This window comes from Microbacterium pumilum (assembly GCF_039530225.1).
In the GTDB taxonomy this organism is placed as follows: Bacteria; Actinomycetota; Actinomycetes; order Actinomycetales; family Microbacteriaceae; genus Microbacterium; species Microbacterium pumilum.
This window is the reverse complement of sequence record NZ_BAAAOH010000001.1, coordinates 65,966-92,707: the sequence shown is the minus strand read 5'-3', so window position 1 is coordinate 92,707 and position 26,742 is coordinate 65,966. Positions and strand designations below refer to the sequence as shown.

Genomic DNA, 26,742 nt, shown 5'->3' with positions numbered 1-26,742 from the left:
GCATGAGCGCTTCGTGATCGGACTCCTCGCGGCGGACGCTTCTGCGGAGACCGGAAGTTTCGTCACGGTGGAGAGCTCCGTCCCGCCGGTTCCTCTCATGCCTGCGGACTTCGATCCGTTCGCTCGCACCCTTTGAGTCACCACCCGCGACAGGAAAGTTCGGTGAGCACCGCTCTGGGCCCGCCGGCCGCTCCGTTCGCGAACCGCACCGATCCCCTCCGGCGACGAGTGCGGCTGTCGGACGTCGCGGATCGCGCCGGAGTGGCGGCGTCCACTGCATCCACAGCGCTGAACGGCGGGTCCAACGTCGCCGCATCGACCCGCGCCAGAGTCCTTCGTGCGGCTGATGAGCTCAGATACAGCGGCGCTGATCCCTGGGCACGAGCGCTGCGGACGCGGCAGTCGAAGACGATCTGCGTGATTCCAGAACCAGGAGCGCTCGCACGGAGCCCGGAGCACGTGCTCCGTCTCCTCGAGCTCGTCGGTGACTGCATCTCCGAGAACGGCGGATTCGTGCTCTGGATGTCTGTGAAGCACGAGTCCGCGCCGATGCCGCAATGCATCCCCGTGGACGGTGTCGTCGTCCTCGGCGAAATGTCGTCGGAGCTTCGACGAGAGCTGGAGTCGTGCCGGATGCCCATTGCCGGCCTCGACCTGTCCTCCGTCCGGGATGACGTCATCCGCGGCCTCTCGGAGGTGTGCGTCGGTTTCGGCGATGATGAGGTGCGGCATCCCTCGTGAGGGCACCCGCTCCTCCGACGTGCACGGGGTCTCCGTGACGAGAGGCGATTCGCGGGTCACCCCGCCCCCGCGTCGAGTCCGCACCCCGGGCGCAGCTAGATGCCGGTGACAAGGTACCCGCCGTCGACGGGGAGAACCGCTCCCGTGACGAAGGATGCCGCATCGGATGCGAGGAAGGCGACAGCTTTCCCTATCTCGATCGCGTCGCCGAAGCGGGCGAGCGGAGTCCGCGACAACAGCCGAGCGCTGATCTCGGCATCCGCCTTCAGATGAGCGAGCAGCGGTGTCTCGATCCAACCTGGTGCCACCGCGTTCACTCGGATTCCGTCCGGCGCATATACCTGGGCCAGTGACTTCGTCAGCTGCACGACGCCGCCTTTCGAAGCGGAGTACGCGGCTATCTCCGCGCCACCGAAGTACGCGTACATGGACGCGATAGTGATGATGGATCCGCCGCCGTCGGCGGCGAGCAGTTCACGCGCGAGCGCGATGGTGCGGTAGACGCCCAGCAGCTGGATCTCGACGACTCGGACGAACGAGTCCCACTCGAGCTCGCGCTCTCCGAGGCTGATGCCGGCGGCGGGTACCAGGATGTCGAGGCGGTCGAGGTCGGCGAAGAGCGCGCGAAGCTGCTCTTCGCTCGTGACGTCCAGTTCGCGGACATCGATTTCGAGATGTGGCGGGAACAGGTTCTGATCGGCGCCGAGCCCGACGGCGTGAACCGTTGCGCCGAGGCTCGCCAGATACTCCGCGGTCGCAGCGCCGATTCCGGACGTGCCGCCCGTGACGACGGCCACCTTTCCGGTGAAGAGATCTGCGCGGAAGGCACTCCGCTCGGCGGTGTTCGACTCCGAAGGCATCCTCTCAGTGTGCGCTGCGTGCGCCGGAGAAGTTGCCTGTGACCGCACGTCCCTTGCTTCGCCGGGCACACCTGTGTTGACGAATCGTTCGCACTCGGACATGCCCTGCGCGCTCCTGAACAAGTGCAGCCACCGCGCGTCAGGCAACGTGGAGGGTGCAGTGCCGATGTCGGCCGCATGCAACCCGATCCAGCTTGCAAGGGAGAACGCAATGTCCGATTCCACGATCGTCCGAGACGAAGCCGGATTGCTCGAGCGAATCCAGGCGCCTGAGGGAGCGGGTCGCGAGATTCCGGATGCTGCGACACGAGATGTCATCGGTCGTGCACCCGTGCACACCGTCGAGGATCTCGATGCCGCAGTCGCACGGGCGAGGAAGGCCCAACCAGGCTGGGACGCGCTCGGGCACGAAAAGCGCACGGAAATGCTTCTTGCAGCCGCGGACGCGATCGACGCGAACGCCGAGGCACTCGCCCGGCTGCTCTCGCGCGAACAGGGGAAACCGCTCAACGGACCGAACGCGCGATTCGAGCTCGGCGCATGCTCAGCGTGGCTGCGCACGGCGGCCACGACGGTGCTCGAGCCCGAGGTCATCATCGACGACGGCGAGGCTCACGCCGTGCTCCACTACCGCGCGGCAGGGGTCGTCGGCGCCATCGGGCCATGGAACTGGCCCCTGATGATAACGATCTGGCAGATCGGCCCCGCGCTGCGGATGGGCAACACCGTCGTGGTGAAGCCGAGCGACTACACGCCTCTCAGCGTTCTCGCTCTGCTCGCCGTGATGAATGAGGCTCTCCCGGAGAACGTGCTCATCGGCATCTCCGGCGACGGCGCCGTCGGTGCCCGACTGGCCGCTCACCCCGAGATCGACAAGGTGATGTTCACGGGGTCGACCGCGACCGGCCGGAAGATCATCGAGGGCTCGGCGGGGAATCTGGCGCGCCTCACCCTGGAGCTCGGCGGCAATGACGCCGGGATCGTTCTGCCTGGCACGGATGCCAAGGCGATCGCCGAAGACCTGTTCTGGGGAGCCTTCATCAACACCGGTCAGACCTGTGCCGCGCTCAAGCGTCTCTACGTGCACGACTCCATCTACGAAGAGGTCGTCGAGGCGCTTGCCGAATTCGCAGTGCGGATGCCGATGGGCAACGGTCTCGACGAAGTCAACGTCCTCGGCCCACTGCAGAACAAGGCTCAGTTCGACATCGTGAGCGGACTCGTCGACGACGCTCGGGCCAACGGCGGTCGCGTCGTCACGGGCGGCAGCCCTGCGTCCGAACTCGGGGAGCTCTTCTACCCCATCACCATCGTCGCCGATGTCGTCGACGGTGTCGCGCTCGTTGACAAGGAGCAGTTCGGGCCGGCGCTTCCCGTCATCCGCTATCACGATGTGGAGGACGCCATCGCGAGTGCGAATCGCCTCGACGTCGGACTCGGCGCTTCGGTGTGGGGCGACCGCGACGAAGCGCGGCGGGTGGCTGCCCGGATCCAGTCGGGAACCGTGTGGATCAACTCGCACGGTGGCGTTCACCCGATGATCCCTTTCGGTGGGGTGAAGAGCTCGGGCTACGGGCTCGAGTTCGGCGTCGAAGGACTCAAGTCCGTAGCCGTTCCGCAGATCATCAACGGCTGAAGGGCGCAGAACAATGCCTGAATTGAGCGCGATCGTTGTCGGCGCTGGGACCTCCGGGGCGATTCTGACGCGCCGCCTCGTGGACGCCGGCGTGTCGGTGACCCTGCTGGAAGCCGGGGGCGAGGACACGAACGCGGCGATTCACGATCCGATGAGGATGGGTGAGCTGTGGCACAGCCCGGATGACTGGGATTACCACACCATTCCTCAGGAGCACGCGGGGGATCGTCGCCTGCACCTGCCACGCGGCAAGGTGCTCGGTGGATCCCACGCGCTGAACGCGATGATCTGGGTGCGTTGCGCGCCCGCCGACTTCGACCACTGGGCGGCACTGGGCAACCCCGGATGGGAATGGAACGACGTGCTCCCCGTCTACAAAGCCATCGAAGACTTCTCGGGGGGCGCATCAGACGTGCGCGGCGCCGACGGCCTGCTGCCGGTGACCGACGACTACGATCTCGCACCGATCCAGGAATCGATCATCGAGGCCGGGGTGCAGGAGGGACTCGAGCACAACCCGGACTACAACGGGGACCACCTCGACGGGATCTCCCAGCAGCAGATCACGATGCGGGATGGCAAGCGCGTCAACACGTGGATGGCGTACCTGAAACCCGTCCGCGACCGTGTCGACATCAGGACGGGAAGTCACGTCCATTCCGTGATCGTCGAGCAGGGCCGCGCCGTCGGCGTGCGCTACCGCCAGTCGGGAGCGGATCACGAAGCTCGTGCTGACGTCATCGTGCTTTCGGCAGGCGCCCTCGACTCGCCCGCCATCCTGCTGCGCTCGGGCATCGGGCCCGCCGCGCACCTGGCGTCACTCGGCATCGACGTCGTGCTCGACGCCGCCGGAGTCGGCGAGAACCTCCATGATCACCTGCTGTCGCCCGTCATCTTCACCACGACCGAGAAACCCGTCGGACCTCCGACGCCAGGGGTGTCGGTCACGCAGACGCACCTGTTCTGGAGGAGTCGGCCCGACCTCGAGGTGCCCGATACGCAGCCGATCAACTTCTCCGTTCCGATGTTCGGCGACGATCTCGAGCCGAGGGCTGCAGACGGCTTCTCGCTGATGGCCGGCATCGTCACACCCAAGAGCAGGGGAACACTTCGACTGTCGGGCCCGGGGCTCGATGACCCGGTGCTGATCGACCTGCAGGCGCTCGCCGATCCCGACGACGTACGCGCCCTCATCGCCTCCGTTCGTCAGTGTCGCTCGATCGGTCGTCAGCCGGCGCTCGCCGACGAGTGGGGTGCCGTCGAGATCTATCCCGGCACCGACATCTCGGACGACGACCTCGAGCAGTACGTCCGCTCGACGGCGATCACCTACCACCACCAGGTGGGCACGTGCCGCATGGGGATCGACGCCGACGCGGTCGTGGACCCGCGGCTCAGGGTGCACGGCATCGAAAATCTCCGGGTCGTCGATGCGTCGATCATGCCCCGCATCACCACGGGCAACACGAACGCGCCGGCTGCCCTCATCGGCGAGCTCGGCGCCCGGTTCCTCCTCAAGGACGCCGGGCTGCTGCCCTAGCTGCGGTCAGGCCCTCGCCGGCCGCACACTGCTCGGCGAGACACCGAAGTGCGCGCGGAACGTCCGGCTGAAATGGGCAGGGTCGACGAAGCCGTTCTCGAGTCCGATGGCGGTGACGGACCGGGCGGCGCAGAGCGGATTGACGAGCTCGTCGTAGCACCGCTCGAGACGTCGAGTGCGGATGACGGTGGACACCGTCGTTCCCTGGTCGCTGAACAGCGCGTGCAGGTGCCGAACCGAGATGAAATGCGCGGCCGCGATCTGTGCCGGGCTCAGCTGGGGCACTGAGAGGTGCTCGTCGATGTAGTCGAGGATGCGACGCACCAGCACGTCATGGGTGCCGGTGGACAGCGCGCTCGCGAGATTCGCCTCGAGCAGAGTTCCCACCATGTCGATCGCGGTGCGGAACAGGCGGCGCGCGACGTGCCCGTCGACCTCGGTCACCTGCCGCGCGAGCGAAGACACGAACGGACGGATCATCGCGCCGACACCGCTCGAGCCGTCCAGTCGTATCGCGGTGAGGCGCCCCAAGGTCTCGGCCGGGATGTCCAGGAGCTCCTTGGGGAACATGACGATCGACATCCGCACCGCGTCGTCGAAGAGCAGTGAATAGGGTTTGTCGGTGTCGTAGATCGTCATGTCGCCGGACTGGAGCGCCGTCTCGCGGCCCTCCTGGACGATCATTCCGCCGCCGTGCTCCACAAGCGTGAACTTGAAGAAGTGCTGCGGGGCCCTGGCGACCAGGGCAGGGGTGCGATGCACGGCGTGTTCGTCGGCCCAGATATCGAACACGTGGATGTCGCCCGCGGTTCCGGCATCGAGACGCCCCTGGAACTCCTCGGGATGTTCGGTGTGGACGTCCAGCGCAACGACTGCCTCCGAGACGGTCGCTCGATAGCTGTCGAAGTCGATCAGGTTTGATTCGGCGGCGAATGCCTCGGACTGCCGAGTCGATGGATCGTGCATGGTTCACCTCTTCGTGTTATCGGCATCGTATACGATTCGTGCCGATAGTGGGACGGAGTTCCTCTTCGAGGCATTGCTCGGCGCAGGACATGTATTCGCACCGTCGAGTCAGCTCGGGAGCGTTCACGCAGAGGCAACCGCTGTTCACCGTCGGACAAGTGCGACGATCACCCGGTTTCTAGCCTTAGGCGAAAGATACGCGCAGTCGGATGGCTGCCCGCACAGAGCCAGCGCGCATCGACAGGCCAACCCCTGTTCCTCACAGCGAGACGTGGTGGTCCCGCCCAACCGAGAGGCAACGCACATGCACAAATCACGCATACTCATGCTCGCGGCGAGCATCGCCGTCGTATCGGCTCTCGCCGGATGCACATCCGGCGGGGGAGGCTCCCCCTCCGAGAGCGGTGAGCCCGCGACGGGCGATCCGATCGTCGTGGGTGCACTCAGCGGGCTCACGTTCTTCCCTGAGGCACCCCAAGCGGTGCAAGCGGTCTTCGATGACTACAACGCCGCGGGCGGACTCGAGGGCCGTCCCATCGAGTACACCGTGTACGACGACAAGACCGACCCCGCGGCATCCGCCACCGCAGCTCAAGACGCGCTGTCGTCGGGCGCTGTTGCACTCGTCGGCGGCTCCTCGCTGCTGGACTGCGCCGTCAACCACACGACGTGGGAGGACAACGGGATCGTCTCGATCCAAGGCACGGGAGTCGATCCCTACTGCTTCGCGACACCGAACATCGCGCCCACCAACACGGGTCCGTTCTTCGACACGTTCGCGAGCCTGTACTACGGGTCCGAGACCCTGGGATTCGAGAACATCTGCGCCGTGATGGTTCCCGACGAGGCGGCATCGAAGGCGGCGTACGAACAGGCGATCGCTGCCTGGGGCGATGCCACCGGCAAGGAGCTGGCGTACCTCGACACCTCGCTCGTGCGCGGTCAGGCGAGCTACGCCGGCAATGTCTCGAACCTGAAGAGCCAGGACTGCGACGCGATCTTCATGAACGAGGTCGGGGATGCCGTCGTCGCGCTGCTGGGCGAGGCGTCGAACCAGGGAATCACGCTGCCGTTCCTCGTGCTGACGTCGTGCTATTCGGATCAGTTCGCGGCATCCGCGGCCTACGGGGGCGACATCTACCTCCCCGCGGAGTGGGCGCCCTACGGCGACACCAGCATCGAAGGGGTCGAGGAGTGGGCTCAGACGATGGATGCGCACGGGGTTCCGAAAACCTCGTTCTCGCAGGGCGGGTATCTCGCCGCCGAGTACTTCATCGACATCCTCGAATCGATCGACGGCGACATCACGAGGGACAGCTTCACCGCCGCCGCGAAGGGTATGAGCGAGGAGATCCCGTCGCCGATGGCTCAGGCACCGTACATCTTCGGGGACGCCGACTTCCACCAGCCCAACAACACGGCCTACCCGGTCGTGCTCCGCGCGGGAACCGGTACGTGGGAGTCGCTCGGCCCTGTCATGGAGGGCGAGGAACTGGGCTGGGTCTACACCACAGTCCCTGCCGGGAGCTGATCCGAACCACAGAAGCGTCGGTGCGACGCGAGGCCACGCCCCGCGTCGCACCGGCGTTCAACACCCCGCAACGATCGTGAAGGAGCGAGATGAATACCCTTGGTGCTCTCGTCGTCGGGCTGAGCTCCGGGGCGCTGTTCGCGGTCTTCGGGGTGCTGCTCACCTTGATGGCGACACTCACCCGCGTGGTCAACTTCTCGCAGGTCGCCGTCGGTGTCTTCGGGGCGTATCTGGCGCTGCGCTTCGTTCCCCTCGGGCTGCCCGGCTGGACGACCATCATCATCGCGATGGTCACGAGCGCAGCGCTGTCAGCCCTGCTCGGATGGGTGATCTCGACCTGGCTCGGCGAGTCCAGCACCACCGCGCGGTCCGCGGTCACTGTCGCGACGCTGCTCGGTCTGATGTCGCTGTCGTTCATCCTGTTCGGGACCAGGCCGCAGGCAAACCCGCCGCTGCTCATCGGGCCGCTGTTCACGATGGGCACGATCGCTGTCACGAAGGTCGGCGTCCTGATGCTCGTCTTGGCCATCGTGGTGGCCGCGCTCGCGACATTGGTGCTCACACGTACTCCACTCGGAGTTCGCCTGCGAGCGATCTCCGATCGACAGACGGCCGCGGAGCTGCTGGGCGTCAACGTCCGGGGACTCCAGCTGCTGGTGTGGGCGACCACCGGTGCTCTCTCGGGACTGTTCATCTCCATCGTCGGGAACACGCAGGCGGGCAGTGCGACGTCGATGATCGTTCTGCTGATTCCATCCGCCGCCGCGGCGCTCGTCGGGGCGTTCTCGAGTCTTCCCCTCACAATCGCAGGTGGGCTGCTGGTCGGCGCCCTGCAGGGTCTGCTGACCTCGTTCCCCGAAATCAGTCTCCTTCGAGACTGGGTGCCGCTCATCGTCATCGTGCTCTTCCTGCTCTGGAACCAGCGGAAGGAGGTGTGGGATGTCGCGCGCTGACCTTCACACCACCACGACCACCGCGGTCGGTCCCGGCGCGCCGCGACGCGCACAGGGAAGACCGTGGATGCCGTGGGCCCTGGCCGCCGGATCGATCCTCGTGGCCGTCGGCCTGGGTTTCATCCTCGGCGACTACTGGCTGCTGATCGCGACATCGGTGCTCGTCGCGGCGATGTCGCTGATGGGCCTGGGGATCGTCACGGGCACTGCCGGGATGATCGCGCTCTGCCAGTTGTCGTTCGCGGCAGTCGGGGGATGGGTCCTCGACTTCCTCATGACGCAGACACCACTCCACGCCGCGCTCGGCGGCTTCGCCTTCATCGTCGCCATGGTCGTCGGCGGCGCCGCTGCGGCGCTCCTGGGATTCGTCGTCGGCCTCCCCGCGCTTCGCCTGCGCGGCGTGAATCTCGCCGTCGTGACACTCGGCGTCGCGGCGGCGCTGGACATGACCCTTCAGAAGGTCTCGTTCCCCGATCAGTGGACGAACGAACGAGTCGCGCGCCCCTTTGACATCCCCGGGTCGTCAGACCTGTCCGGCAACCGGTATTACTTCCTCTTCGTGGCTGTGGTCGTCGTCGTCGTCGGGCTCAGCGTGTTCTTCCTGCAGCGCAGCCGGTGGGGCGCGGGGTGGAGATCGGTTGCGTTCTCAGAGCGAGGCACCGCGTCATCGGGAACGAGCGTCACGTCCGCCAAGCTCAGCGCGTTCACCGTGAGCGCGTTCATCGGGGGCATCGCGGGGTGCCTGATCGTCGGGCAGGTGACCACTGCGAACTACATCACCTTTCAGACCCTGAACTCGCTGGGGCTGTACGTGCTGTCGATCGCCGTCGGCGCGCATCTGCTCGAGATGGCGCTGCTGGGCGGCATGCTTTTCATTCTCATCCCAGAGATCCTCAAGCAGTTCGGCGTACCTCTCGAGTGGGCGAACATCGCGTTCGCCGCGCTCGGGATCCAGGCCCTCACGACGAACTCCAACCTGGGAAACGACATCCGGAACGCCCTGATCCGACGTCGGCGCCGGCGCGACATCTCGGATGCCGAGTCGACTCTTGCCGCGCTCGCGCCCATCGCGGCGCCCGTGCCCATCGCGGGCCCCGAGGTGCTGCTGCGGGTGGAGGGGCTGACGGTCCAGTTCGGCGCGGTCGCCGCCCTCTCCGACGTCGATCTGCAGGTGCGCGAGGGCGAGATCCTCGGACTGATCGGGCCGAACGGAGCCGGCAAGTCGACGTTCGTCGACGCGCTGACCGGCTTCCTGCCGCAGCACAGGGGCAGCGTGAGGCTCGGCGGCACCGCGCTCGACGGTCTCGCTCCGCACAGGATCGCGCGCGCGGGGCTCCGCCGCACCTTCCAGCAGGACCGAGTCCCCTCGACCATGACCGTCGGCGCATACGGTCGCTTCGTCGCCGGGCGCGACGTCCCCGCCGACCGGATACAAGAGGTCCTCGGCTTCTTCGGGTGTCCGCCGTCGCGGACGCCGCTCCAGATCGTCGATGTGGGCACGCGAAGACTCATCGAAGTGGCGGCGAACGTCGCGGCCGGGCCACGGCTCCTGCTGCTCGACGAGCCGGCGGCGGGGCTGTCGCATGAGGAGCACCTTGCGTTCGCCGATCGACTGCGCGCGGTGCCCGATAAGTTCGGCGTGACGCTGCTCATCATCGAGCACGACCTGGACCTGGTGCGCAGCGTCTGCTCGAATATCGTCGTCCTGAACTTCGGCAAGGTGCTGGCGGCGGGACTTCAGGAGTCGGTGCTCTCCGATCCGGAGGTCCTCCGGGCATACATGGGCGAGACGGAGCTGCTGTCATGAGTCTTGTCCTCGCGGACGTCACCGTCCGGCGCGGTATCGGCCCCGTCATCTCTGGCGTCTCCGTGGAGATCGCTCCCGGTGAGATCACGACGCTCGTGGGTCCCAACGGGGCGGGGAAGACGAGCCTGCTCGAAGCCGTGTCGGGTCTGGTGACGACGGTCAGCGGCGAGATCACGATGGATGGCAGGGATGTGCGCAAGCTCACGCGGCGAAAGCGCGCACTCGCCGGCATCAGCCATGTCGAGCAGGGACGGATGATCTTCCCCTCTCTCACTGTGCGCGAGCATCTGAAGTTGACCGCGCGCACGAAGACCGACTTCGACGACGCGATGGCGCTCTTTCCGGAATTGGGGAAGCGCGTCGACAGTGCGGCCGTCCTGCTGTCCGGAGGAGAGCAGCAGATGCTGGTGCTCGCCCGGGCGTTCGCTTCGCGCCCCAAGATCCTGCTGCTCGATGAGATGTCGCTGGGCCTCGCGCCGGTCGTGTTCCTCAGACTGATTCCCACGATCAAGCAGATCGCAGCGTCGGGGGTGGGCGTCCTGCTCGTCGAGCAGTTCGCGCACCTCGCACTGGGGGTGGCGAGCACCGCGCTCGTGGTGACGAGCGGGCGCGTGTCGTATCAGGGCGCACCGGCGCCCCTGCTGGCCGACGAGACCATGCTGAGACGTGCGTACCTCGGATGACGGGCCGACCACTGAGGGAGATGCAAGCATGACGCAGCTGTTCGCGGAGAGCCGCCAAGTCGTGTTCCGCGCAGTCGGGAGCGTCGGCGTCGAGACTCAGCCGGTGCCGACGCCTGGAGACGACGACACGCTCGTGAGGATCGCACTTGTGGGCATCTGCGCGACTGACATCCACCTGCTCGCGGGACACATCGGCGACCCGTTCCCGCTGGTTCCTGGGCACGAGTTCGTCGGCGAGGTCGCAGCGATCGGGGCCAGCGCGGCTGAGACCCGCGGGCTCCGGGTAGGAGACCACGTAGCCGTCGAGATGCTGCTGCCTTGCCGGTCTTGCGCGCGGTGCAGAGAAGGGCGTTACAACCTCTGCGAGCGAGACGATCCGCAGAACGGGCTGCATCGCGGTCGGCAGTACGGCGTGAACATCCCCCGCACGGTCGAGCCCGGGCTATGGGGCGGTTACGCCGACTACCTGTACGCCCCGTCGGAAGCCATCATCCATCCTCTGCCCGCTGATCTTCCCTGGGAGCGGGCTGTCCTGACCGAACCGCTCGCCGTCGCTCACCGGGCGATAGCGCGCGGGAGGGTCGCACCCGGCGAGATCGTCGCGGTGATCGGTCCGGGCCCGGTCGGCATGCTGATCGCCGCAGCCGCGCGCACCGCGGGGGCCGGACGCGTGATCGTCATCGGCACGCGTCCGTCGCGGTTGGAGTTCGCCCGCCGTTTCGGCGCTGATGCCGTGATCGATTCGCGCGCGGAGCCCGATCTCGCTGCCGCCGTGCGCGCCGCATCGGGTGGGGTTCTGCCGGATGTCGTGATCGAGATCGCTGGCGTCGCCGAGGCGCAGCGAGATGCCGTCCGAATCGTCCGACGCGGCGGTCGGGTAGTGCTCGCTGGAGCCTGCGGGGCCCAGGTACCGGTGACCTTCTTCGCGGACGAGGACCTGCTGACTCGCGAACCGGACGTGCTCCCCAGTTTCCTGTCCGCGGGGGGTTATGAGCCGGCGATCGCGATGCTCAGCCGCGGGGAGTATCCCTTCGACGACATGATCACCCATCGGTTCGGATTGGACGCGGTGCGCGATGCCTTCGCGCTCGTCGAATCCCGCGCGGACGGGGTGATCAAGGCCGTGCTGGACCCAGAATCAACGACAGCGAAGGAACCTCATGCCTGACAACACCCCGGACGCCGCTCTCGACGAGTGGCGCACCTACGACGAGTTCGCTGCCGGAATCGACACCTACCGACTTCCGAACGTCTCGCTCGAGGGGCAGTCGCTCGATCTCGTGCTCGACGACGGAACCAGCATCTCGCTGTCGTTCGCAGCTTCCGAAGTGACCTGGACAGCGGATGGCGCGATCGGCGCTCCCCCCGGCACCACCGACGAGTACGACGCTGTCGCCGTCCGAGAGGACGTCATCTTCGTCAATCTGCCGCTCTCGAGTCGTGACCGCACCGCACTCACCCTCGTCTATTCGACATCGACGCATCGTGTCGTCGCGGTGCTCTCCTACATCGCCCAGCAGGCCATCGAGGGAACACCTCAGGTCACGCAGCGCTTCTGGGCGGGTGTGACAGGCGGCGGAACGGCGACGGGAGAAGTCCCCGCTCCGAGTCGCGACCTGGTGGGCAAGAGAAACGTCTACCGCTACAGCCCGCATCACCTCTACGAGCATGTGTACCTCTCCAGCCAGCGCTACACGTGGCAGTGCCTGGAAGGCGTGCAGCGCGGTCACGGTGACACGGATCTGTCGACGGTGTGGAAGTTCGCGGACGGGCTCTACCTGTTCTGCTTCCGCGAGTTCCGCATCGCAGTCGCCAGCGTCTGGCTGCACGATCTGAGCTATCAGCTGCGGACCACGGGGATCTTCCTCGGACTGAACGGCGCGGGAGATGCCGAGCACTCACGTGGCGGAGGCCACATCTACCCGCTGGGATCGGTCGCGTATCCCGACATGCAGCCGGTCTGAGAGGACGATCATGAGCAATGCAGACATCATCCGCGCCCACTACGCGGCATCCGATCGGGGCGATCTGGCGGGCATGCTCGCACCCCTGGCGGATGACGTCAGATGGACCGAAGCCGAGGGCTTTCCCTACGCCGGCACGTACATCGGCCCCCACGCGGTCGCCGAGAACGTCTTCGCAAGAATTCAGCGCGACTTCGAGGGTTTCATGCTCACGGTCGACGAGCTGATCGACGGCGGCGACGCGGTGGTCGGACTGGGCACGTACTCCGGCACCTATCGGGCCACCGATCGACCGTTCTCGGCCCGGGTCGCGCATATCTGGCATCTAGCCGACGGCAAGGTCACGACGTTCGAGCAGGTCACCGACACCGAGGTGGTGAATCGCGCCGTGGTCGACCGTGGCTGAGCACCGTGCTCGCTGCCGCTACAACGGGTAGCTGCCCGGCTCTCGCCGGAGTGTGATCCATCGGGTCTCGGTGAAGGCATCGATGTTCGCCTGCGCCCCGCCGTGGCGCGAGCCGGTGCCGGATGCCCCGACCCCACCGAACGGTGCGTTCGCCTCGTCGTTGACGGTCTGATCGTTGATGTGGACGATTCCACTCGGGATGCGCCTGGCGAGTTCGAGCGCCCCGAACACGTCGCGGCTGATGATTCCGAGCGAAAGACCGTACTCGGTCGCTGCGGCCAGCGCGACGGCCTCGTCGTCGGTCGCGTACGAGACCACCGACGCGACCGGGCCGAAGACTTCGTCGCAGTACGCTGCGGCATCCGTGGGCGTGTTCGCCAGCACCGTCGGCCGATAGTAGAGGCCCTCGTAGCTGCCGCCGGCGCGCAGGTGCGCACCCTGGGCGACGGCATCCTGAACCAGGGTGTGGACCCGATCGCGCTGGACCTCATCGATGAGCGGGCCGAGATGCACCTGGCCCTGGGCCGGATCACCGACCACCATCGACTCCGCCTTGGCCGCGAGCTTCGCCACGTACTCGTCGAACAGCGACTCGTGGACGATGTGGCGTCCGATCGTCATGCAGATCTGTCCCTGGTGCAGAAACGATCCCCACGTGGCGAGGTTCACGGCCTGGTCGATGTCCGCGTCTTGGCGGATCACGTATGCGGAGTTGCCGCCCAGCTCGAGATGGGCTCGCGTGAGGTGGCGCCCCGCGAGCTCGCCGACCTTGCGGCCGGCGCGAGTGGAGCCGGTGAATGCGATGACCCTCACCCTGGGGTCGGCGATCATCGCCTCGCCGACATCCGCGCCGCCGGGCACAAGCTGCAGCAGACCGGCCGGCAGCCCGGCCTCCTCGAAGATGCGCACCATCGAAACGCCACCGGTGACGACCGTTCGTGGGTCGGGCTTGAGCAGCACGGCGTTGCCCAGCGCGAGGGCGGGCGCGACGGCGCGGATGCCGAGGATCAGCGGAACGTTGAAGGGAGAGATCACGCCGACGACACCGACCGGATTCCGCTCCGCGAGGGAAAGCCGGGGCTCCTCGCTGGCGAGCATCGCTCCGAGCGGCGCCGACGGGAGCGACGACGCTTCGTAGCACTCCGCGGCCGTGACGTGCAGCGCGAAGCCGGCCAGGGGAGGAATCGCGCCCACCTCGCGCACATTCCATCCCATGATCTCGTCGGCGTGCTCCTCCCAGAGCTGGCCTGCGCGGCGGAGAACCGCGGCGCGCAACGGATGCGGGGCTGCAGCCCACTCCCGTTGTGCTCGGGCGGCACCTTCCGCTGCGCGGGTGACATCCTCTCGACCCGCGATTCCGACGGTTGCGATCGCCGATCCGGTGGCGGGCTCGATCGAAGCCAGTTCGCCGCCGGCTCCGACGACCCATTCGCCGTCGATGTAGATCTTCCCGGTGAACGAGTCCTCATCGATGAGGCGGGCTGCGGTGCGGACGGTGTCGGTCATGATGTGCCTTCTCGGGATGTGGGCGGACGGGCTAACGGCTAGTAGGACGGACGGACCGTGTCGCCGGCGGCGGGGATCCATCGCGCGCTCAGCGCTTCGGAGCCGCGAGCGAGCAGGGCGACATCGGCGCCGACGAGGATGAAGGCCGCGCCGGAGTCGATGTACGCCTGCGCCGCGGTCGGATCGAATGCGTTCACGCCCGCGGGTTTGCCGACGCCGCGAATGGCGTCGAACGCGCGGTGGACGGCCGCGATCACATCGGGGTGAGTCTGCTGGCCGAGAAGGCCCATGGATGCCGCGAGGTCGGAGGGTCCGAGGAATACGCCGTCGACACCATCGGTCGCTGCGATCTCGGCGGCGTTCTCGATGCCCTCAGCGGTCTCGATCTGGACGAACAGCGAGACATGCTCATCGGCGCGCGCGAGGTAGTCGTCGACGCGGTTCCAGCGGGCGGACCGCGCGAGCGCGGAGCCGACGCCGCGGCGTCCGCGTGGCGGATAGCGCACGGCTTCCACTATCTGCTGGGCTTCGCCTGCGGAGGAGATCATCGGCACGAGCAGGTTCTGGGCACCGAGGTCGAGCACCTGCTTGATGGTCACGATGTCGCCGATCGGCACGCGGACCACGGGGGTCACCGGATAGGCGGCGACAGCCTGCAGCTGCGCCAGCACGGACTCGAGTCCGTTGGGGGAGTGCTCCATGTCGATCAGCACCCAGTCCATGCCCGAGCCGGCGCAGATCTCGGCGACGAGGGGGGATCCCGAGCAGATCCAGATGCCGGCGAGCGGACGATCGGCGCCGGCAATCGCGGTGCGGAAGGTCGGAGCTAGATGAACTGGCATGTGATGATTCCCATCGGTCCATAGTCGCAGCGCACCCGATCGCCTTTTGCGACCCACATGGGACGTGTGAACGACCCTGCCAGGATGATCTCGCCGGCTTCGAGCCGCGCGCCGTGCTGGTGGAATTTGTTGGCCAGCCACGCGACGCCGGTTGCGGGATGGTCGAGAACGCCCGCTGCGACGCCGGTCTCTTCGATCTCATCATTGCGGTAGAGCAGCGCCGGGACCCATCGCAGATCGATCTCATCGGGTCGCTTATGCGTGGTGCCGAGCACCATCCCGCCGTAGGCGGCGTTGTCTGCGATCGTGTCGACGATGGTTCGACCCTCCAACTCGATGTGGGAGTTGAGGATCTCCAGGGCCGGTACGGCGTAGTCGATCGCGTGCAGCGCACTTTCGAGGGTGGCGTCGGGGCCCTCCAGTGGCTCTTTGAGCACGAATGCGAGTTCGACCTCGATGCGCACGTTCGAGAAGCGCTCGACCGGGATGTCCGCACCGCTTTCGTAGACGGTGTCGTCGAACATGACACCGTAGTCGGGCTCGGTGATGCCCGTCGCCTGCTGCATCGCCTTGGACGTGAGGCCGATCTTCCGACCGACCAGTCGACGTCCCGCCGCGACGTTCTGATCACGCCAGACCCCTTGGATGGCGTACGAGTCCTCGACGGTCGCGTCGGGGTATCGCGCCGTGATCCGCGGGATGACCGTATGGGTGCGATCGGCCTCTGCGAGTTCGTCGGCGATCGCCGCGATGGAGTCGGGCTTCAGCATGCTTCTCTCCTCCTTCGGGTCAGGCTGGTGATCGATCCCTGTGCTTGTCGAAGGGGCGATCACGGGACGCTTCGCCACGCTCAGCGACCCTCGGTCCGCGTGCCCCGGTCACAGCTGGTTGCCGAGCTTGTATTCGCCCTGCTTCCATTCGGGCATGGACGCCTCGCCCTCTTCGGGGCGCGTGTAGGAGAATCCGTCGGCGCCGATCGTGACGGCCATCTCGGACGTGTCGGTGCGGGCGCGAACCGGCTGCGGGTTGCCGTCGAGGTCGAGGACCAGCGATGCCTCGGTGTACCAGGACGGCACGACGGGGTTACCCCACCAGTCGCGGCGCTGGTTGTCGTGCACGTCCCAGGTGACCACCGGGTTGTCGGGATCGCCGGTGTAGTAGTCCTGCGTATAGATCTCCACGCGGTGCCCGTCAGGGTCCCGCAGGTACAGATAGAACGCGTTCGAGACACCGTGGCGGCCCGGTCCCCGCTCGATCGCGTCCGAGCGACGGAGAGCGCCCAGCTTGTCGCAGATCGCCAGGATGTTGTGCTTCTCGTGCGTCGCGAAGCAGACGTGGTGCATGCGGGGTCCGTCGCCGCCGGTCATCGCGGTGTCGTGGACGGTGGGCTTACGCCGCATCCACGCCGCATAGACGGTTCCCTCCTCATCCTGGATGTCTTCGGTGACGCGGAACCCCAGCGATTGCATGAAGTTCACGGCGCGAGGCACATCCGGCGTGACCTGGTTGAAGTGGTCGAGCCGCACCAATTCACCGGGGATGTACAGGTCGTATCGCCACGAGAGACGCTCGACGTGCTCGGTCTGGTAGAAGAACTCATACGGAAAGCCGAGCGGGTCTTCGACGCGCACGGAGTCGCCGATCCCTTTTGTGAAGCCCTCGGAGCGACGCTCGACGCGGCATCCGAGCTCTTCGTAGAACGCGACCGCCTTGTCGAGCTCTTCGGGCGAGCGCACGCGGTACGAGAACGCGGCGACTGCGGCGATCGGTCCCTGCCGCAGCACGAGGTTGTGGTGGATGAACTCTTCGGTCGATCGCAGATAGATCGCCTCGTCATCCTCCTCGGTGATGTGCAGACCGAGCACGTCGACGTAGAACACGCGCGAGGCGGCGAGGTCGGTGACGACGAGCTCCATGTAGGCACACCGCAGGATGTCGGGTGGCAGCGTCTGCGGCGTCGGTACCGGGTTCTCGGACTCGATCGGCGCCTCCTGCGAGACGAAGAACCCCGAAGAGGTTCGGGTCATGCGGGATCGGTCGGTCATATCAGCGTCCTTGCTCTTCCTGGGTCGCGTCCGGGTGGGCCGACTTGCCGAATGTGGGGTTGTGGACCTCGCCGAGCGTGATGTGCACGGCCTGCTGGTCGGTGTAGAAGTCGATCGACCGATAGCCGCCCTCGTGGCCGAGGCCGGAAGCCTTGACGCCGCCGAACGGGGTGCGGAGGTCGCGCACGTTGTTCGAGTTCAGCCACACCATGCCCGCCTCGACGGACTGGGCGAAGTTGTGGGCGCGCTTCAGATCGTTGGTCCAGATGTAGGCGGCGAGTCCGTATTTCGTGTTGTTCGCGAGCGCCAGCGCTTCGGCATCAGTGTCGAACGGTGTGATGGCGACGACGGGCCCGAAGATCTCCTCCTGGAAGATCCGAGCATCGGGGGCGACATCCGCAAAGACTGTCGGCTCGACGAAGTTGCCCGTGTCGAAGCCCTTCGGCCGGCCGCCGCCGGCGACGAGACGGCCCTCGTTCTTGCCGATCTCGATGTACGACACGACCTTGTCGTAGTGCTCGGGATGCACGAGCGCGCCGACCTCGGTCGCCGGGTCGTGCGGGTAGCCGACGACCACACGCTTCGCCTGCGCGGCGTAGCGCTCGACGAACTCGTCGTAGATTCCGCGTTCGACGAGGATGCGTGACCCGGCGGTGCAGCGCTCGCCGTTGAGCGAGAAGACGCCGAAGATCGTCGCATCGACCGCGGCATCGAGGTCGGCGTCGGCGAACACGACTGCGGGGGACTTGCCGCCGAGCTCCATTGACAGGCCCTTCAGGAACGGTGCGGCGTTGCCGAAGATCAGCTGCCCGGTGGAGCTCTCGCCGGTGAAGGAGATGAGCGGCACATCGGGATGCTTCACCAGAGCGTCGCCGGCATCCTCACCGAGCCCGTTGACCAGGTTGAAGACACCTCTGGGCAGCCCGGCCTCCTCGAAGATCCCGGCCCACAGCGATGCCGACAGAGGAGTGAACTCGGCGGGCTTGAGCACGACGGTGTTTCCCGTGGCGAGCGCGGGGCCGAGCTTCCAGGACTCCAGCATGAACGGGGTGTTCCAGGGCGTGATGAGCCCTGCGACGCCGATCGGCTTGCGGTTGACGTAGTTGATCTGCCTCCCTGGCACCTTGTACGTGTCGTCGGCCTGGGCGACGATCAAGTCTGCGAAGAAGCGGAAGTTCTCGGCCGCGCGCCGCGCCTGACCGAGTGCCTGCGTGATGGGCAGTCCCGAGTCGAACGACTCGAGCTCGGCGAGGCGCGCGTCGCGGGACTCCACGATGTCGGCGATCCTGTGCAGGATCCGGGAGCGCTCGCGCGGCAGCATCCGGGGCCACGGCCCATCGGCGAACGCGCGTCGCGCAGCGGCGACGGCGAGGTCGACGTCGGCCTTCTTGCCGGCGGCAGCCTGCAGGTAGACCTCGTTCGACACGGGATCGAGCACGTCGAATGTGTCGCCGTCGGCGGAGTCGACGAACTCGCCGTCGATGTAGTGCTGGATGCGCGTCGGCAGATCGTCGGGGACGTGACGATGTGCGGCGATCGTGGCGGTGTCGGTCATGTCTTCCTCCGGTTCGTCGGGGGTGTCAGAGCGCGGGCAGGCCGAGCGCCTGGTCGGGATGTTCGTGGATCAGGTAGGCATCGAGCGTCGCCGAGCGATGCTGCCGCGCGGCGTTCTCGATGTCGCCGAGCGGGGCAGAGTGCTCGATGAGCTGCAGGATGTTCTCGTGCTCGCGGACCGACTCATGAGCACGGCCAGGGACGAATGCGAAGGTCGAGTCCCGCAAGTGCCCGAGCCGCGCCCACTCCGCCTCGACGAGGTGGAGCATCCGCGGGTTCGACGTCTTGACGAACAGGGCTGCGTGGAACTCCTGGTTGAGCCGAGTGAACGCATGAGGATCGAAGTGGTCGAGCGTCTCGACCATGAGCTCATTGATCGCGCGCGCCCGCCGGACGTCTTCGGTCGAGAGCTGTCTCGCCGCGAGGGCCGTCGCGGCCCCCTCGAGGATGCTCAGAGTCTGCATGCTGAAGCGGTACTGCGTGTCGTCGACCATCGACACACGAGCGCCGACGTTGCGCTCGAACATGACGAGACCTTCGGCCTCGAGCTGGCGGATCGCCTCACGCACCGGCACCACGCTCATGCCGAGCTCGCCCGCGATCGTGCCGAGCACGAGTCGGTAGCCCGGCGTGAACTGCTGGTTCGCGATTCGCTCCTTGATCCAGCGATAGGCGCGCTGAGACTTGCTCAGCTCGGTCGCCGGCTGCTGTGCTCGAAGGTCGCTCACGTCGGATCACCGGCTTCCGCGTCCAGTGACGCGCGGTACGCGGCCTTCCACTCGGCGTTCATCGGAAAGAGGCCGTCGACCGGATGCCCCGCCGCCACCTGCTGTGCGATCCAGGCGTCCTGGTGCTCCTGGGCGATGGCTGCATCGACGACCTCTTCGACCAGGGCGGGCGGGATGACGATGACCCCGTCTGCATCGCCCACGATGACGTCGCCGGGCTGCACGGTCGTGCCGCCGCATCCGATGGTCGTGTCGTACTCCCACGGCACGTGCTTGCGGCCGAGCACGGCGGGATGCGCACCATTCGACCAGACCGGGATGCCGACCGCCGCGACCGCCGCGGCGTCCCGTACGCCGCCGTCCGTGACGATGCCGGCGGCGCCGCGCGCGTGTGCCCGGATCGCCAGAATGTCGCCGAGCGTGCCGGAGCCCGACTCGCCCCGGGCCTCGATCACGATCACCTCGCCCTCGGCCACGCCGTCGAACGCACGCTTCTGGGCGTTGTAACCGCCACCGTGCGACGCGAAGAGGTCTTCCCTGTTGGGCACGAACCGCAGGGTTTTGGCCGTGCCCACGAGCTTGGAGTCCGGATGCAGCGGCCGCACCCCGTCGATCGTGACGTTGTTCATGCCACGTTTGCGCAGCTGTGCGGACAGACCGGCAACCGGAACAGACTCCAGCTTCGCCCGCAGTTGTGGATCGAGTCCGAGCGGTGGCAGACCGGCTGCCTCGCGCGAACCCCATGCCTCGGAGCGCTGCTTGTCGTCGACCTTGGGAAGCGACCCGAGTGCCGGGTCGAAGTCCGCGTCGCCGTCTGTCACAGTTGTGATGAGCCGACCAGAGGACGGCGCGCCGATGACCGATGGTGCATCCACCTCGACCTCGACGACATCCCCTGGAACGATGACCGATGACCCGGCTGGCGTGCCGGTGAGGATCACGTCGTCGGTCTCCAGGGTGAAGTGCTGAGACAGATCCGCGATGATCTGCGGGAACGAGAACAGCAGGCCATCGGTCGTGTCGTCCTGAGCCGGCTCGCCGTTCACCCACGTGCGCACCCTCAGCTGCGACGGATCGACAGTGGCGGCGGAGATCAGGTCAGGACCGATCGGTGTGAATCCATCGCCGCCCTTCGATCGCGCGTTGGATCCGGCGTCGTTGAGACGCAGGTCGTAGAGCCCGAGATCGTTCGCGGCTGTGATCCACGCCACGTGCCGCCAGGCGTCGGCAATGCCGACCCGGCGCGCGGGTTCGCCGATGATCAGCGCCACCTCGCCCTCGAACGCGAGAAGCTCCGTCCCCGCCGGCCGCTCGACGACGCCACCCGAGGTCGCGACCGAACTCGAAGGCTTCAGGAAGTAGGAGGGAGCGGCAGGCCGGCGACCACGCTGGTCGGCCCGTGAGACATAGCTCAGATGGACCGCGATGATCTTGCCCGGCCGGCCAGGGAGAGCGCCGAATCGCGGTCGGCGCCCTGCGCCGTCTGCGGCATCCGTTCCGGTGTGTGGCTCGCTCATGAGCTCCCTCGCCCTTGCGTCGTATGTGAAATCGTATATTATCGGGGATGCCTCGGCAAGCTCTCATCTCGAAGAGCCCCGTCAGCGACCTCGATAGGTGTATGCCATCGACCCCGATGACGATATCTTCGAAGCCCGCGGAATCGATCGCGGCGGCGCCCTGGTGATCGTCAGACCCGACCAGTACGTCGCCCACATCCTTCCGCTGGCGACTCGTCCGGAGCTCGCGGACTTCTTCGCGGGGAACATGCTGTCGCAGACCCACGTGACGGACGCCGAGCGCACGCATCGCCCGGCAGCCCTGGTGAAACCAAGCGGTTATGCCACCCGCGAGCGACTCTGCGCCACGATCGCCTCGATGCTCGCCGGCGCGAGCAGCTGCTGGGTCACCAGGATCGCCGCGCCCAGCACCCCGGCACGCTCGCCGCCGCGCGACTGCGCGACTGTCAGGCTCCGCGTGGCGAGCGGTATCGAGCGGCGGTAGACGACTTCCCGGACACCCGCGAGAAGATGCTCGCCGGCCCGTGAGATGCTCCCACCGAGGACGATCACGGCCGGGTTGAGGGTGTTGACGAGAGTTGAGAGCACCTCACCGAGCTCACGACCCGCCTGCCGTACGGCGGTGATCGCCCGCTCATCACCGGCCTGCACCAACCGCACGACATCCTGGCTGTCGTGCGCGTCGATTCCGTGGGTTCGCAGTTCGGCCGCAATCGCCTGCCCGCTTGCAATGGAGCCGAGCGACCGCTCGTCACCCGGTGGCCGAGGGGAGTCTCGGCTGAACGGCACCTGCACCCACCCGATGTCCCCTGCGACGCCCTGCGCTCCGCGCTGGAGCTGTGATCCAGAGATGATCCCGGCGCCGAGACCCGTGGCGACCTTCACGAAGATCAGGTCGTCGATCTCGGGCCAGGTGAGAGCGTGCTCGCCGAGGGCGAGGATGTTCACGTCGTTGTCGACGAGTACGGGTCCGGGAAAGCTGCGTTGGACGTAGGCAGGGACATCGAACTGATCCCACCCCGGCATGATGGGCGGGCTGATGGGTCTTCCGGTCGAGTGCTCGACCGCGCCCGGAAGGCCGATGCCCACACCGACCAGGGACCGGCCACGAGCCGCACGCGTGAGGAGGTCGTTCCCCATCGCGAAGACCATGTCGAGCACGCTCGTCGGCCCGGCGCTGATGTCGACGGCGTGCGAGGTCGTCATGTCCACGATCTCGGCCGCAAGGTTCGTCAGTGCGACCGTGGCATGTGTCGCTCCCAGATCGATGGCGAGGATCACGCCGGCGTCGCCGTTCAGGGCGATGCGCGCCGGGGGGCGACCGCCGGACGACGCTTCGGAACCGGCGGAGGCGAGCAGACCCGCCGCGACGAGGGCGTCGACGCGTGCGGAGACGGTGTTGCGCGACATCCCGGTCAGCTCCGCGAGCTCCGACTTGGTTCGCCCGCGGCCATCACGGAAGATCTGGAACAGCTCGCCGACGCCCGTGCTGACGGGACTGAGTGGCGAGGTGTCGTACATGGCGATGAGTCAATCACACGGCCGCACGAGTCGTGGGCTGCACGGTAACGCGCCGTGAGTCGGCAGCCGACTCGTAGGCCGCCTCCACGAGAGAGGACAGCTCCAGCGCGAGCTCGAGGTTGCTCTCGGCCCGCGTGCCTTGCGCGACATGGTCGACCCACTGGTTGAACGCAAGCGGAGTGTCGGGAGCGATCTCCAGTTCATGCCACTCCTGCAGTTCGTCGTCGGTGTTCCGATACCGCAGGCGAGGCACGTCGTCCGGCGAATCGCCGCCTCCGCCGCCGTGCGTGCGAGCGGCGACGAATGCGCCGATCCCCGGTTCCGAGTAAAGGATCGAGCCGGCAGTGCCGTGGATCTCGATCGTGAACGGCGTCACGCGACTCACGGCCGATGTCTCCGCAATGCCGATGGCTCCGGTCGGGTAGACCATGAGGACTGCGGCATTGTCTTCCGTCTCGCGTGCGGTCACGTGACCGAATCCAGCCATGACGGTGTCTGGCAGGCCCATGATCCGCGCCAGCACGTAGAGCGGATGGCATAGATCGATGAGCACACCACCCTGGGCTGTCCGTCGGTCGTAGAAGCGCGCCGGAAGGATCCCGTCCGGGTTGTCGGCCGTCGGCAGCGCGAACGGATGCCCGTCGCGAACTCTGGCAGAGGTCACGGTGCCGACTGTCCCGTTGCGAACCATCTCAGCGATCTGACCGGTGTATCCACGGTCCGATCTCCACAGCGAGACGGCGAGCGTGATGTCCGCCTCTCGCGCCGCGGCGACGATCTCTTCCGCGCCCGCGAGGTCGGCGCTGAGCACCTTCTCCATGAAGACGTGCTTGCCCGCCTGGATGCAGCGGGTGACCAGCGGCACATGCTCGGAGGTGGGTGAACAGACGATCACACCCTCGATGGAGGCGTCGTCGAGGATCTGGTCGAGATCCTCGACAAACGGGATGCCGTGCTTCGCAGCACCGGCTCGTCCACGTTCGTGGTCGTCGTCCCACAAGGCGACGAGGTCGACATCCGGATTGTTCTGGGCGTCCCTGGCGTAGTCGGTGCCGTGGAGATGCCAGAAGCTGACGCTTGCGACCCTCATTCGCCGCCCTCTCGCTCTACTGCGACCCACGTGCCGGTCTGTGCTGCGGCCTCTGCGGCTGCGACGACGCGCTGCACGCGCCATCCGTCCTCGAAGCTCGGTCGAACCTGTCCACCCTCGACGATCGCGTCGATGAACTCCGCATCACCCGACGGTGCGGCGAATCCGTCCGGCAGCGCGACCTCGGTGTACTCCTGCTCGCCATCCTTGATGACACGCAGGGTGACAGCCGAAAAGGTGTGGTCGAGCTCCAACCGTCCGGTGTCGCCTTGCAGGTGGATGATGTTGCGCTGGAACCCTGCCCCCACGTGCGAGACGACGCTGACCTGCCAGGTGGCGTGCGCACCGCTGTCGAAGTGGAGGATCCCTGCGGCCGAATCTGCGGCTGGCGCATAGGCGGTGCCGTCAGGACGCGGCCTGTTGACGAAGGCCGCACCGTCCGCTGCAACAGTTGAGATGTCTCCGATGAACCAGAGAGCTTGGTCGAACAGGTAGCAGCCCAGGTCGGCGATGACGCCGCCTCCGCGCGTCGAGTCGAATCGCCAGTTGTAGTCGGGGGAACGGAACAGACCGTGCATGAGGGACAGCGATGCTGACCGGATCTGGCCGACCACACCGCTGTCCACCAGCTCCTTCACCAGATGGTGGTAAGGCGAGGTACGCAGCGCGAAATAACTCATGTTGACGAGACCGGACTCTCTCGCGGCATCCGCCATTCGGCGGGCCGCCGCCGGCGTCGTCGCGAGCGGCTTCTCGCAGAGCACATGGAGTCCGGCGGCAAACGACTCCATTGCGATCGGCTCGTGGAGCTCGTCGGGCGCAAGGACGAGGACTGCATCGATCTCGCCGGACGCGATGAGGTCCTGATAGCCCTCGAATGCGATCTCGGCGCCGAATCGTTCCGCGATGGCGGCCGTTCGGTCGCGATTGCGTCCTGCGACCGCTCGGAATACCGCGTGGGGGTGCTTGACGATGTTCGCCATGTGGGATTCGGCATACGCGGTCGTGCCGATGATTCCCACTCGCACGGGATCGATTGCCATGGGAACTCCTCATTGGGAACGAAGTCGTCGAACTCACGCCTTGAGTCCGTCCGTTGGGCCAAAGGTAGTACATGCTGAGCAACTAATCCACAAATCTAAACAACTTTTGCTTGACACGTGCCAAAAGACCCTTCATGCTCGGACTGTGCTCAAAGAAACCGCCCAGGCGACCTCGCAACCCGTCGCCGTCACAGCCGCCCCGCTCCGCGTCGGCATCGTGGGGTCGGGTTTCATGGGTGCCGTCCACGCTCGGGCGGCGCATGCAGCAGGTGCTGCGCTCGTCGGTGTCTCGGCCTCTTCGCTCGCCAGCGCGGCTCGTGCTCGCGATGCCCTCGGAGCCGAGCGCGCCTTCTCCAGCGTCGACGACCTTCTGGACGCGGGAGTCGACGTGCTTCACGTGTGCGCGCCGAATCACGTGCACTTCGATCTTGCGCGCGCGGCCGTCCAAGCCGGAGTTCACGTGGTCTGCGAGAAGCCTCTCACCACGGATGTGCGAGATGCCGAGCAGCTCACGCGCGAGGCCGCTCAGCAGGGCGTCGTCGGCACGGTCCCCTTCGTCTACCGATTTCACCCGATGGTGCGAGAGATGCGGGCCCGGGTCGATCGCGGCGAGACGGGCCGCATCGCGCTCGCGTCCGGCAGCTACCTGCAGGACTGGCTGTCGAACTCCTCTGACACGAACTGGCGAGTCGACCCCAAGCTCGGCGGCGCATCGCGGACCTTCGCCGACATCGGCTCTCACTGGTTCGACCTGCTCGAGTTCATCCTCGGAGACCGCGTCGCCCGGCTCAGCGCTCAGTTCGCAACACAGTTCGCCGCGCGAGAAGATCGCTCCGCAGACACGATGGTGGTGACTGAGGACACCGTCACGGTGCAGTTCACGACAGCAGGCGGCGTCCTCGGCTCGTTCGCGGCGTCGCAGGTCGCGCGAGGACGCAAGAACCGGCTCGCCATCGAACTGTCCGGCGATGCTCACTCGTTCGCCTTCGATCAGGAGAACCCGGAGTCGCTCTGGCGAGGAGACGAGCTCGGCGGGAGAACGCTCGTGCGGGACCCCAAGACGCTCGCTCCTGACGCGGCCAGGCTGTGCATCGTGCCGGCGGGGCACCCACAGGGCTATCAGGAGTGCTTCAACGCCTTCGTCGCGGACACCTACGCGGCCATCCGCGGGGAACATCGTGAGGGTCTTCCCACCTTCCGGGATGGCCTTCGTTCGGTGCAGCTGGTTGAGGCCGTGGTCGGCTCAGCCCGCACCGGGGGCGACTGGGCCCGCGGGCTGACTCAGGAGCAGGCGGCATGAGCGTCCCGATCACCGTCACCCGACTCGACCACATCGGTGTGATGGTCGCCGACATCGAAGCAGTCGTCAGCTGGTACACGGACAGCCTCGGATTCGAAGTGCTCGATCGGTGGGTCAATGCCGATGCCCAGATGGCGTGGGCGCACCTCGAGCTCCATGGCTTCCGAATCGAGTTCGTCGAGCGTCAAGGGCTGATGACGCCGGACCCGACCGCTGCCGGATATCACCACATCGCGCTGGTCGTGCCGGATTGCGCACAGGCGGTCGATGCGCTCGTCCGCGCAGGTGCATCCGTGGTCTTTCCGCCCTCCTACTTCGACCGGCACGACATGGACTGGTCGTTCGTACAGGACCCGTTCGGCAACATCCTCGAGCTGGTCTCGTATCGGAGCCCGCACACCCCCCAACGTCCCTGACCTTCAGGACGGCGCCAACACGGCGCGAACCACGCACCGTGGTTCACCCGAAAACAAATCTACGCAGCAACCAAGAACAAGGAGTGTTCGCAC

At 66.7% G+C, this 26,742-nt stretch carries 24 protein-coding genes and 1 pseudogene; 13 read left to right on the top strand and 12 right to left on the bottom strand.

The window, feature by feature from the left end:
- Positions 1–162: 162 nt before the first annotated feature.
- On the top strand, positions 163–741 hold the full coding sequence (locus ABD188_RS00375) for a LacI family DNA-binding transcriptional regulator (protein ID WP_344057432.1): 579 nt from the start codon (positions 163–165) through the stop codon (positions 739–741).
- A gap of 95 nt (positions 742–836) precedes the next feature.
- On the opposite strand, the gene ABD188_RS00370 is transcribed toward ABD188_RS00375, so the two are convergent.
- Positions 837–1,601 carry an SDR family NAD(P)-dependent oxidoreductase gene (locus tag ABD188_RS00370; protein ID WP_344057430.1) on the bottom strand — a complete coding sequence of 255 codons (765 nt, stop codon included), beginning with the start codon at positions 1,599–1,601 and terminating at the stop codon, positions 837–839.
- A gap of 211 nt (positions 1,602–1,812) precedes the next feature.
- Here ABD188_RS00370 and ABD188_RS00365 point away from each other — a divergent pair, with 211 nt between their 5' ends.
- A complete protein-coding gene (locus tag ABD188_RS00365; protein WP_344057428.1) occupies positions 1,813–3,237 on the top strand; it encodes an aldehyde dehydrogenase family protein in 1,425 nt (474 codons plus the stop codon).
- A gap of 13 nt (positions 3,238–3,250) precedes the next feature.
- Entirely contained in the window at positions 3,251–4,777 is a 1,527-nt protein-coding gene (locus ABD188_RS00360) for a GMC family oxidoreductase (protein WP_344057426.1), read from the top strand.
- A gap of 6 nt (positions 4,778–4,783) precedes the next feature.
- Here ABD188_RS00360 and ABD188_RS00355 read toward each other — a convergent pair whose 3' ends face one another.
- The gene (locus ABD188_RS00355; protein WP_344057424.1) at positions 4,784–5,743 is read right to left on the bottom strand and encodes an AraC-like ligand-binding domain-containing protein; all 960 of its coding nucleotides are present in this window, start codon (positions 5,741–5,743) and stop codon (positions 4,784–4,786) included.
- Positions 5,744–6,047: 304 nt separating this feature from the next.
- Here ABD188_RS00355 and ABD188_RS00350 point away from each other — a divergent pair, with 304 nt between their 5' ends.
- The 7 genes from ABD188_RS00350 (at position 6,048) to ABD188_RS00320 (ending at position 13,087) form a co-directional block, all read left to right on the top strand.
- A complete protein-coding gene (locus ABD188_RS00350) occupies positions 6,048–7,274 on the top strand; it encodes an ABC transporter substrate-binding protein (RefSeq protein ID WP_344057422.1) in 1,227 nt (408 codons plus the stop codon).
- Positions 7,275–7,363: 89 nt separating this feature from the next.
- The gene (locus tag ABD188_RS00345) at positions 7,364–8,227 is read left to right on the top strand and encodes a branched-chain amino acid ABC transporter permease (RefSeq protein ID WP_344057420.1); all 864 of its coding nucleotides are present in this window, start codon (positions 7,364–7,366) and stop codon (positions 8,225–8,227) included.
- Positions 8,214–10,034, top strand: a complete 1,821-nt coding sequence (locus tag ABD188_RS00340) for a branched-chain amino acid ABC transporter ATP-binding protein/permease (protein WP_344057418.1) — start codon at positions 8,214–8,216, stop codon at positions 10,032–10,034. Before ABD188_RS00345 ends, ABD188_RS00340 begins: the two co-directional genes overlap by 14 nt.
- The gene (locus ABD188_RS00335; protein WP_344057416.1) at positions 10,031–10,717 is read left to right on the top strand and encodes an ABC transporter ATP-binding protein; all 687 of its coding nucleotides are present in this window, start codon (positions 10,031–10,033) and stop codon (positions 10,715–10,717) included. The genes ABD188_RS00340 and ABD188_RS00335 overlap by 4 nt, the downstream gene beginning before the upstream one ends.
- A gap of 28 nt (positions 10,718–10,745) precedes the next feature.
- Positions 10,746–11,885, top strand: coding sequence for a zinc-dependent alcohol dehydrogenase (locus ABD188_RS00330; protein ID WP_344057414.1), 1,140 nt, complete (start codon positions 10,746–10,748; stop codon positions 11,883–11,885).
- Positions 11,878–12,681, top strand: a complete 804-nt coding sequence (locus tag ABD188_RS00325; RefSeq protein WP_344057412.1) for a MoaF C-terminal domain-containing protein — start codon at positions 11,878–11,880, stop codon at positions 12,679–12,681. Before ABD188_RS00330 ends, ABD188_RS00325 begins: the two co-directional genes overlap by 8 nt.
- 10 nt (positions 12,682–12,691) lie before the next feature.
- Positions 12,692–13,087: a nuclear transport factor 2 family protein gene (locus tag ABD188_RS00320; protein WP_344057410.1), complete on the top strand. Its 396-nt coding sequence runs from the start codon at positions 12,692–12,694 to the stop codon at positions 13,085–13,087.
- Positions 13,088–13,105: 18 nt separating this feature from the next.
- Here the strand turns inward: ABD188_RS00320 and ABD188_RS00315 are convergent, their stop codons facing one another.
- The 7 genes from ABD188_RS00315 to ABD188_RS00285 all read right to left on the bottom strand — a co-directional run bounded on the left by ABD188_RS00315 (position 13,106) and on the right by ABD188_RS00285 (position 21,279).
- Positions 13,106–14,593: a benzaldehyde dehydrogenase gene (locus ABD188_RS00315; RefSeq protein ID WP_344057409.1), complete on the bottom strand. Its 1,488-nt coding sequence runs from the start codon at positions 14,591–14,593 to the stop codon at positions 13,106–13,108.
- Positions 14,594–14,631: 38 nt separating this feature from the next.
- Entirely contained in the window at positions 14,632–15,435 is an 804-nt protein-coding gene (locus tag ABD188_RS00310; RefSeq protein ID WP_344057407.1) for an HpcH/HpaI aldolase family protein, read from the bottom strand.
- Entirely contained in the window at positions 15,420–16,205 is a 786-nt protein-coding gene (locus ABD188_RS00305; RefSeq protein WP_344057405.1) for a 2-keto-4-pentenoate hydratase, read from the bottom strand. The genes ABD188_RS00310 and ABD188_RS00305 overlap by 16 nt, the downstream gene beginning before the upstream one ends.
- Before the next feature lie 108 nt (positions 16,206–16,313).
- Positions 16,314–17,480 carry a 3,4-dihydroxyphenylacetate 2,3-dioxygenase gene (gene hpaD / locus ABD188_RS00300; RefSeq protein ID WP_344057404.1) on the bottom strand — a complete coding sequence of 389 codons (1,167 nt, stop codon included), beginning with the start codon at positions 17,478–17,480 and terminating at the stop codon, positions 16,314–16,316.
- Position 17,481: 1 nt separating this feature from the next.
- A complete protein-coding gene (hpaE, locus tag ABD188_RS00295; protein WP_344057402.1) occupies positions 17,482–19,035 on the bottom strand; it encodes a 5-carboxymethyl-2-hydroxymuconate semialdehyde dehydrogenase in 1,554 nt (517 codons plus the stop codon).
- 25 nt (positions 19,036–19,060) lie between these two features.
- On the bottom strand, positions 19,061–19,762 hold the full coding sequence (locus ABD188_RS00290; RefSeq protein WP_344057400.1) for a GntR family transcriptional regulator: 702 nt from the start codon (positions 19,760–19,762) through the stop codon (positions 19,061–19,063).
- The gene (locus ABD188_RS00285; protein ID WP_344057398.1) at positions 19,759–21,279 is read right to left on the bottom strand and encodes a fumarylacetoacetate hydrolase family protein; all 1,521 of its coding nucleotides are present in this window, start codon (positions 21,277–21,279) and stop codon (positions 19,759–19,761) included. Before ABD188_RS00285 ends, ABD188_RS00290 begins: the two co-directional genes overlap by 4 nt.
- Before the next feature lie 97 nt (positions 21,280–21,376).
- Between ABD188_RS00285 and ABD188_RS20245 the strand changes: the two are divergent.
- Positions 21,377–21,526 (top strand): annotated as a pseudogene (locus ABD188_RS20245) (FAD-dependent monooxygenase); the annotation flags it as partial.
- A 71-nt stretch (positions 21,527–21,597) separates the two neighbouring features.
- Here ABD188_RS20245 and ABD188_RS00280 read toward each other — a convergent pair.
- The 3 genes from ABD188_RS00280 to ABD188_RS00270 are packed head-to-tail and all read right to left on the bottom strand — an operon-like array spanning position 21,598 to position 24,933.
- Complete coding sequence (locus tag ABD188_RS00280) at positions 21,598–22,800, bottom strand: ROK family transcriptional regulator (RefSeq protein WP_344057396.1); 1,203 nt, start codon at positions 22,798–22,800, stop codon at positions 21,598–21,600.
- A 13-nt stretch (positions 22,801–22,813) separates the two neighbouring features.
- A complete protein-coding gene (locus ABD188_RS00275) occupies positions 22,814–23,890 on the bottom strand; it encodes a Gfo/Idh/MocA family protein (protein WP_344057394.1) in 1,077 nt (358 codons plus the stop codon).
- Positions 23,887–24,933: a Gfo/Idh/MocA family protein gene (locus tag ABD188_RS00270; RefSeq protein ID WP_344057392.1), complete on the bottom strand. Its 1,047-nt coding sequence runs from the start codon at positions 24,931–24,933 to the stop codon at positions 23,887–23,889. The genes ABD188_RS00275 and ABD188_RS00270 overlap by 4 nt, the downstream gene beginning before the upstream one ends.
- Before the next feature lie 145 nt (positions 24,934–25,078).
- Between ABD188_RS00270 and ABD188_RS00265 the strand changes: the two genes are divergently transcribed.
- Both ABD188_RS00265 and ABD188_RS00260 read left to right on the top strand, forming a co-directional pair.
- Positions 25,079–26,233: a Gfo/Idh/MocA family protein gene (locus ABD188_RS00265; RefSeq protein WP_344057390.1), complete on the top strand. Its 1,155-nt coding sequence runs from the start codon at positions 25,079–25,081 to the stop codon at positions 26,231–26,233.
- A complete protein-coding gene (locus ABD188_RS00260; RefSeq protein ID WP_344057388.1) occupies positions 26,230–26,649 on the top strand; it encodes a VOC family protein in 420 nt (139 codons plus the stop codon). Before ABD188_RS00265 ends, ABD188_RS00260 begins: the two co-directional genes overlap by 4 nt.
- Positions 26,650–26,742 lie beyond the last annotated feature (93 nt).

Bases quoted from the DNA above. Each gene is read 5' to 3' on its own strand.
- ABD188_RS00370 (WP_344057430.1), bottom strand. From the start codon at position 1,601: ATGCCTTCGGAGTCGAACACCGCCGAGCGGAGTGCCTTCCGCGCAGAT.
- ABD188_RS00365 (WP_344057428.1), top strand. From the start codon at position 1,813: ATGTCCGATTCCACGATCGTCCGAGACGAAGCCGGATTGCTCGAGCGA.
- ABD188_RS00360 (WP_344057426.1), top strand. From the start codon at position 3,251: ATGCCTGAATTGAGCGCGATCGTTGTCGGCGCTGGGACCTCCGGGGCG.
- ABD188_RS00355 (WP_344057424.1), bottom strand. From the start codon at position 5,743: ATGCACGATCCATCGACTCGGCAGTCCGAGGCATTCGCCGCCGAATCA.
- ABD188_RS00350 (WP_344057422.1), top strand. From the start codon at position 6,048: ATGCACAAATCACGCATACTCATGCTCGCGGCGAGCATCGCCGTCGTA.
- ABD188_RS00345 (WP_344057420.1), top strand. From the start codon at position 7,364: ATGAATACCCTTGGTGCTCTCGTCGTCGGGCTGAGCTCCGGGGCGCTG.
- ABD188_RS00340 (WP_344057418.1), top strand. From the start codon at position 8,214: ATGTCGCGCGCTGACCTTCACACCACCACGACCACCGCGGTCGGTCCC.
- ABD188_RS00335 (WP_344057416.1), top strand. From the start codon at position 10,031: ATGAGTCTTGTCCTCGCGGACGTCACCGTCCGGCGCGGTATCGGCCCC.
- ABD188_RS00330 (WP_344057414.1), top strand. From the start codon at position 10,746: ATGACGCAGCTGTTCGCGGAGAGCCGCCAAGTCGTGTTCCGCGCAGTC.
- ABD188_RS00325 (WP_344057412.1), top strand. From the start codon at position 11,878: ATGCCTGACAACACCCCGGACGCCGCTCTCGACGAGTGGCGCACCTAC.
- ABD188_RS00320 (WP_344057410.1), top strand. From the start codon at position 12,692: ATGAGCAATGCAGACATCATCCGCGCCCACTACGCGGCATCCGATCGG.
- ABD188_RS00315 (WP_344057409.1), bottom strand. From the start codon at position 14,593: ATGACCGACACCGTCCGCACCGCAGCCCGCCTCATCGATGAGGACTCG.
- ABD188_RS00310 (WP_344057407.1), bottom strand. From the start codon at position 15,435: ATGCCAGTTCATCTAGCTCCGACCTTCCGCACCGCGATTGCCGGCGCC.
- ABD188_RS00305 (WP_344057405.1), bottom strand. From the start codon at position 16,205: ATGCTGAAGCCCGACTCCATCGCGGCGATCGCCGACGAACTCGCAGAG.
- hpaD (WP_344057404.1), bottom strand. From the start codon at position 17,480: ATGACCGACCGATCCCGCATGACCCGAACCTCTTCGGGGTTCTTCGTC.
- hpaE (WP_344057402.1), bottom strand. From the start codon at position 19,035: ATGACCGACACCGCCACGATCGCCGCACATCGTCACGTCCCCGACGAT.
- ABD188_RS00285 (WP_344057398.1), bottom strand. From the start codon at position 21,279: ATGAGCGAGCCACACACCGGAACGGATGCCGCAGACGGCGCAGGGCGC.
- ABD188_RS00280 (WP_344057396.1), bottom strand. From the start codon at position 22,800: ATGTACGACACCTCGCCACTCAGTCCCGTCAGCACGGGCGTCGGCGAG.
- ABD188_RS00275 (WP_344057394.1), bottom strand. From the start codon at position 23,890: ATGAGGGTCGCAAGCGTCAGCTTCTGGCATCTCCACGGCACCGACTAC.
- ABD188_RS00270 (WP_344057392.1), bottom strand. From the start codon at position 24,933: ATGGCAATCGATCCCGTGCGAGTGGGAATCATCGGCACGACCGCGTAT.
- ABD188_RS00260 (WP_344057388.1), top strand. From the start codon at position 26,230: ATGAGCGTCCCGATCACCGTCACCCGACTCGACCACATCGGTGTGATG.